Source organism: uncultured Peptoniphilus sp. (assembly GCF_946998875.1).
Taxonomy (GTDB): domain Bacteria; phylum Bacillota; class Clostridia; order Tissierellales; family Peptoniphilaceae; genus Peptoniphilus_A.
Map to the genome: position 1 here is coordinate 1 of NZ_CAMQAY010000038.1, position 6,594 is coordinate 6,594.

Annotated in this window: 7 protein-coding genes and 1 riboswitch; of the genes, 5 read left to right on the top strand and 2 right to left on the bottom strand. The window is 35.8% G+C overall.

Features of this window, described 5'->3' with window-relative positions:
• Both Q0U74_RS07380 and murJ read right to left on the bottom strand, forming a co-directional pair.
• The coding region (locus tag Q0U74_RS07380; RefSeq protein ID WP_297393759.1) for a hypothetical protein at positions 1 to 416 on the bottom strand (416 nt) is incomplete at its 3' end.
• Between the two features lie 148 nt (positions 417 to 564).
• Complete coding sequence (murJ, locus tag Q0U74_RS07385) at positions 565 to 2,160, bottom strand: murein biosynthesis integral membrane protein MurJ (RefSeq protein WP_297393761.1); 1,596 nt, start codon at positions 2,158 to 2,160, stop codon at positions 565 to 567.
• A 148-nt stretch (positions 2,161 to 2,308) separates the two neighbouring features.
• Here murJ and Q0U74_RS07390 point away from each other — a divergent pair, with 148 nt between their 5' ends.
• The 5 genes from Q0U74_RS07390 to Q0U74_RS07410 all read left to right on the top strand — a co-directional run.
• Complete coding sequence (locus tag Q0U74_RS07390) at positions 2,309 to 4,054, top strand: ABC transporter ATP-binding protein (RefSeq protein ID WP_297393763.1); 1,746 nt, start codon at positions 2,309 to 2,311, stop codon at positions 4,052 to 4,054.
• A 53-nt stretch (positions 4,055 to 4,107) separates the two neighbouring features.
• Positions 4,108 to 4,683, top strand: coding sequence for a nitroreductase family protein (locus Q0U74_RS07395; RefSeq protein ID WP_297393766.1), 576 nt, complete (start codon positions 4,108 to 4,110; stop codon positions 4,681 to 4,683).
• Between the two features lie 79 nt (positions 4,684 to 4,762).
• Positions 4,763 to 4,860: riboswitch (TPP riboswitch) on the top strand.
• A gap of 54 nt (positions 4,861 to 4,914) precedes the next feature.
• Entirely contained in the window at positions 4,915 to 5,214 is a 300-nt protein-coding gene (locus Q0U74_RS07400; protein WP_297393768.1) for a thiamine-binding protein, read from the top strand.
• The gene (locus Q0U74_RS07405) at positions 5,183 to 5,947 is read left to right on the top strand and encodes an ABC transporter permease (protein WP_367178324.1); all 765 of its coding nucleotides are present in this window, start codon (positions 5,183 to 5,185) and stop codon (positions 5,945 to 5,947) included. Before Q0U74_RS07400 ends, Q0U74_RS07405 begins: the two co-directional genes overlap by 32 nt.
• The coding region (locus Q0U74_RS07410; RefSeq protein WP_297393772.1) for an ABC transporter substrate-binding protein at positions 5,944 to 6,594 on the top strand (651 nt) is incomplete at its 3' end. The genes Q0U74_RS07405 and Q0U74_RS07410, both read left to right, overlap by 4 nt.

Sequence of the window (6,594 nt, forward strand, 5' to 3'; positions counted from 1 at the left end):
TCTATTTTTGGTTCAACCTTTTCTACTGGCTTTTCAACTTTTTCAGCCTTAGCTTCAACTTTTTTATCTTCAACTTTTGTAGCAGGAGCTTCCTTTATCTCTTCAGCTTCTGCTTTTCTCTTTTCTCTTCTCTTTTTTGCACGATCCTTTTTTCTAGAAGCATCGTATTTTTGCTCTTCTCTACTATTAAAAGCATTAGCAGAATTTTCATTGAATTTAAGATCTTTTTCAGCCTCAGAAGATTTTACAGAATCATCAAGGTTTTTAAGATCTTCTGCCTTATGTAGATTTTCAGCAGATGCTTTTTCTTTACTTTCAATAGACTTCTTTTTTGTTGGAGTATTCTTATTTTGATTTTTTCTCCAAATAATATAGCAAACGATTACAATAATGGCAACAATTATTAAGCCACCCATAATAACACCTCCAATTAAATAATATTATACCACTTACATATAAAATAAAACACTTTAATTCGCTAATTTTTTAAAAATATTATAAAAAAAGACTCCAGCTAAGGAGTCTAAGTTTTCTAGCAAAAATTTATGCCACTTTTTTGCCTTTTTATTTTTTTAATTGTTTTCGTGCTTCCATTTTGCCCTTAAGAATTTTTGCTATGTCGCGAACTTCACGCACGCCTAAGTGGTACAGACAGAGGACATAGACGCAAGCTGCTATAAAAACTATTAGCATCAAGAGGATTAGTCTTAAAAGTGTTTGAAGGCCTCCACTTGTAAAGGACATCAATAGTTTTTCGTAAGGGAAGTAAGAAAGCACTACAAGACCCATTGCTATTGAAGCCATAAAGGTTTTTATTGACGCCTTTATATAGGACTTGGTTCCAAGATTTCCAATTTTTCTCCTAAGTAGGATAAAGGAAATGAAAAGTGCAATTGTAGTCGCAATAGAAACTGATGCAGCTAGTCCATTTGTGCCATAGTGCCTTGCTACTAAAAGGTTTAAGCCAACATTTATTGCTACATTTGTCACGCCAACATAGAAGGGCGTCTTGGTATCTTCAATGGAGTAATAAATTCTATTTAATACATTTATTACTGAAATTGAAATCAAGGATAGGGAGTAACATCTTAAGGTTGATGTTGCTGCAATGCCATCTGCCATGGTAAAGGAACCACGGACAAAGGCAATTTCTATTAGTGGTCTTGCCAATATTATTAAGCCAACTGTTGCTGGCACTGTTATAAATAGGACTGTCTTTATTGATGCGTTCATAACTTTTTTGCCAAGTTTCATGTCACCTGAACCCAAAGTTTTTGTTAGGATTGGAAAGACTATGGCTGTTATTGCTGTTATGAAGATCCCAATTATCATGGTGTTTAATTTATTTGAGTAATATAAAATTGAGGCTGCGCCTTCGCCCATGGTAGATGCCAATCGCCTGTTGACAATTATATTTATGTCATTGACTGATACTGACACGAAGACTGGAAGGGCAAGGACTATCGCATCTCGCACATACTCGTCTTTGAAGTCTGCCACAAGCTTTGGTCTGTAACCAATTTTCATTGCATTTGGTAGCAAAAACAAAAATTGTGCCAGTATTCCAAGGACAGAGGCTATGGTTAGTCCCATTATGCCAACATGACGAGAAAATAATGCAAGATAAATTATATAAGTTAAGTTAAGTGGAATGGCAATGGCACCAGTTGCTGCAAATTTACCTCCATGTTGTAAGTAGCCTTCCATTACTCCAACCCAGGATGAAAACAAGACTACGGGCATGCCCACTTGTATTAGTTTTATTACTATTGCATAAGTTTCGGGATTTTTTGTGGAAACTGTTAGAAGTGCAATTTGTCTAGGAAAAATAATTCCAAGGGCAATTAGGACAAAGGACACTAAGCTTGCAATGAACAATAAATTATTTGTAAAATAATTTTTTCTGCTCTTGCCATGTTCCATTTCAGCCTTTTGCACTGAGGGTATATAAGTTGTTGCTATTGCCTGTGTCACAAAGGCAGATATAGTCGCCGTTGCGCCCTGGGCAAGGGAGAAGGCATCCATTTCGATTCCTGCGCCAAAGACATAAGCAGTAAGTGATTCTCTAAAGAAACCAAAAACTTTTCCTATTAATGAAAATATAATTATGGCTAGAGTGGACTTTGCAATTCTTGAGCCTGCGCTACTTTTATTTTCCAATTTAAAATCTCCTTTATAAGTCTTATCAAATTATAATTTGTTTAAAATTTTATGTCAAGTAAAGGGAATTTCAGTATTTTAAAGAAAATTAATTTTGTGTTATCATTGCTTATATAAAATATTATTTGCCATTAAATTAGGAGGATAAATGAAAAATAAACATTTGATAAAAAAAGTTTTGCCCTATTTTTATAAATATAGATTTACTCTTTTCTTAGACTTATTTTGCGCAGGGCTCACTACAGCAAGTGAAATGATTTTGCCCCTTCTTCTTCGTGCTTTAACTAATAGGGGAATGAATGATTTAGCTTCAATTACCTTTGACTTTGTTCTAAAGCTTTCACTAATTTACATAGTGATTAAGACAATAGAAGTTGTTGCCCAATATTTTATGACAAGCATTGGTCACATAATGGGTGCACATATAGAGACAGACATGAGAAGGGATTTATACTCTCATCTTCAAAGTCTCTCTGATACCTTTTACAACGAGACCAAGGTTGGCGTCATCATGTCAAGGATTACCAACGACCTCTTTGATATAACTGAGTTTGCCCACCACTGTCCCGAAGAATATTTTATCGGAGCCATAAAAATTATTATTTCCCTAATAATTCTTCTTAATATAAATGTCAAGATGACACTTCTCATTTATATTATGATTCCACTTATGATTTATTTTTCTGGTCACTTTAGAAATAAAATGAGAAGGGCACAAAAGGATCAAAGGGTCCACATTGGGCACCTAAATTCTTCCATTGAAGATTCCCTTCTTGGCATAAAGGTTGTAAAGTCCTTTGCCAATGAAGGTGTTGAAAGGGAAAAATTCACTGAGGAAAACAACAAATTCCTTGGAATTAAAAAGAGATACTATAGGTCCATGGCGGGCTTTAACACAATTAACAGGATCTTCGACGGGTTAATGTATTTAATTTTAATTGCAAGTGGCGGATATTTTCTCATGAAAAGAGAAATTGGTCCAGAGGACTTAATTGTCTATGTAATGTTTATTCAGTCCCTTCTTGCAACTGTGAGACGAATTATTGAATTTACTGAGCAGTTCCAAAAGGGTATGACGGGCATAGAGAGATTTGCAGAAATTATGGCAATAGAGCCAGACATCAAGGACAAGGAAGATGCCCTTGAGATTAAAAATGTCAGGGGAGAAATTTCCTTTAATCATGTGGACTTTTCCTATGGCAAGGGCGAGGTAAAGGTCTTAAATAATTTTTCCGTTGACATAACGCCTGGCGAGAAGCTTGCCATAGTTGGTCCAAGTGGTGCAGGAAAGACTACAATTTGCAATCTAATACCAAGGTTTTATGATGTTGATAGCGGCTCTGTTACAGTAGATGGAATTGATGTGCGTGACATTAAAATAAAGTCTTTAAGAGAAAATATTGGCATAGTCCAACAGGATGTCTATTTATTTTCTGGCACAGTTAAGGACAATATTGGCTACGGCAAAAGTACTGCCAGTGACAGAGAAATTATTGAAGCAGCAAAGCTTGCCGGTGCCTATGAATTTATTAAAAGCCTACCTCATGGCTTTGACACCTATGTTGGCGAGAGAGGTGTAAAACTATCTGGAGGACAAAAGCAAAGAATTTCCATTGCTCGAGTCTTCTTAAAAAATCCACCAATTTTAATTTTAGACGAAGCAACTTCTGCCCTTGACAACAAAAGTGAAATTGTAGTCCAAGATTCTATAGAAAAGCTTTCAAAGGGAAGGACGACTATTACTATTGCCCATAGGCTTACAACTGTTCAAAATGCAGATCTTATCATTGTCATGACAAGAGAGGGCATTGTGGAAAGAGGAAGTCACCAAGAGCTAATGGCAAAGAGGGGATACTACTATAACCTCTACACCAAGGGCGGCAGGTTAGAGTAATTTCATAATTTTCGGGTATCACTTTAATAAGAACTTAACTAGCGAGGTGCATTATGCAAGAATATATAGAAATTATTAAAAAGAGAAGGTCTTATTACAATTTGTCAGAAGATGTGGCTCTATCCAATGAAGAGATAAAATATTTAATTGAGGATGTCCTAAACACAACTCCTTCACACATGAATTCACAAACTACTAGAGTCCTCTTACTTTTTGACGACAAGTCCAAGGATTTTTGGAAGAGAGTTAATGAAACTTTTGACAATAAAATTAAGAAAGAAAAGTTTCATGGCTTTTATCACGCCAAGGGAACTGCCCTTATTTTTATCGACAAAGATGAAATTAAGGAGCAGGAAAAAAACATGCCTTCATATAAAGATTATTTTGAAACTTGGGGTCATCATTCAGCTGCCATGGTTCAGCTAAATATTTGGCAGGCCTTAAGAGATGAGGAAATTGGTGCAAATAACCAACACTATAATCCTGTCATTGACTCCTGGGTAAAGGATTTATATGAAATTCCTGACTCCTGGGAACTAATTGCAGAGATGCCCTTTGGCAAAATAGAAGAAGAGCCTGAAAAGAAGGACAAGAAACCTATTGATGAGATTTTAAAGGTTATTGAATAAAGATAAGCATAAAAAGTAGGCGAGAGTCTACTTTTTTCTTTTAACTTGCCCTTGTAATAAAAAATTCTTATGTCTATAATAAATGTATCAGGGGAGCTTTTGCTGAGATTAGGTTTATCCTTAAACCCTTTGGACCAAGACAGGTAATGCTGTCTCGGGAAAAGTATGTCTCCTTCTGGGGACTTTTTTTATGCAAAAATTTATTTTGCAAATTTATTTGAGGAGGTTATTATGAAGATTTCAGTAGCTATACAAATCCTTCCTACAACTAAAGAAGGCACAACAGAATCTGTTGTTGAAGTTGTAGATAAGGTAATTGAATATATTAAAAGCGAAAAGGTAAATTATGTTGTAACGCCCTTTGAAACAGTTATAGAATTAGATGACTTTGACAAAGCCTTTGAAATTCTAAAACATTGTGTGAAGATGGCAGGCGAAATTTCAGAACAAGTTGCTTGTTATTCTAAGACTTTTTATTCTGAAAAGGGGATTTTGACAATTGATGAAAAAACCGGCAAGTATCAAGGATAATATCTCAGCAGCTTCTTTGATAATAGTCATTGTAGCTATTTGGCATTTTGTAACTACAAGGGGAATCGTGGGGCCCTATTTATTACCCAAGCCCTTTGATGTTATAAAGGCCTTTGTGACAGATTTTTCTACAATTTCGTCACACCTTGGAACAACACTTACAGAAGCTTTTTTAGGCTTATTTGTTGGCGTCAGCCTTGGCTTTATTGCAGCCCTATTAATGGATTTGTCAGATTTTATTTACTCTGCACTTTATCCAATTTTAGTTTTGACACAGACTGTGCCAACAGTTGCCATTGCACCCCTACTGGTTCTTTGGATGGGCTATGGCATTGCCCCAAAGATTGCCCTTATTGTAATTGTCACATTTTTTCCAGTTGCAGTGTCTCTTCTTGAGGCTTTTAAAGAGGTAGACCAAGACAAGGTAAAATTATTAAAGGCAATGGGTGCTGGCAAGGCAGAAATTTATAGGTACATTAAACTGCCTGAGAGTATGGGAAATTTTTTCTCAGCTTTTAAAATTGCAGTTTCCTATTCTGTTGTAGGTGCAGTAATAGCCGAGTGGCTAGGTGGTTATAAGGGACTGGGAGTATATATGATTAGAGTTCAAAAAAACTACTCCTTTGATAAGATGTTTGCAGTTATATTTTTAATTTCGGCAATTTCTCTTATTTTGATGAAGTTAGTTGGCTTCATACAAAAAAAGATGATGCCGTGGACGGAGGAAAAATGAAAAATTTAAAAAAATTATCAGTTTTATTATTAGCAGGACTTATGCTTACAGCTTGTGGCAAAACTGAAAACAAAAAAGCTGAAGAAAAGAAAGATATCCCAACAGAAAAAGTTAGCTTTTTACTAGATTGGGACCCAAATGTAAACCACGCAGGACTTTATGTGGCAATGGACAAGGGATTCTTTGCAGATGAAGGAATTGAAGTTGAAGTAAATCAACCACCAGCAAATGGAGCTGAAGCCCTTGTTGCATCAGGTAAGGCTGACTTTGGTGTATCCTTCCAAGACACAATTGCACCAGCCTTTGCAAGTGATGATCCACTTCCAGTTACAGCAGTAGCAGCAATAATAAACCACAACACTTCAGGTATATTTTCTGCCAAGGACAAAAATATTGAAAGACCAAAGGACATGGAAGGACACAATCACTCAACTTGGGGACTTCCAATTGAACAAGCAATTTTAAAACAAGTTGTAGAAGATGACGGAGGAGATTTTTCCAAGGTCAACTTAATTCCTGGTGATGTTACAAATAATATTGCAGCAATTCAAGGCAAGGACATTGACACAGTTTGGATTTTCTACCCAGTTGATGGCGTAAGAGCTGAAATGGAAAATGTGCCAATTAATTATTTTGCCTTTAAAGAC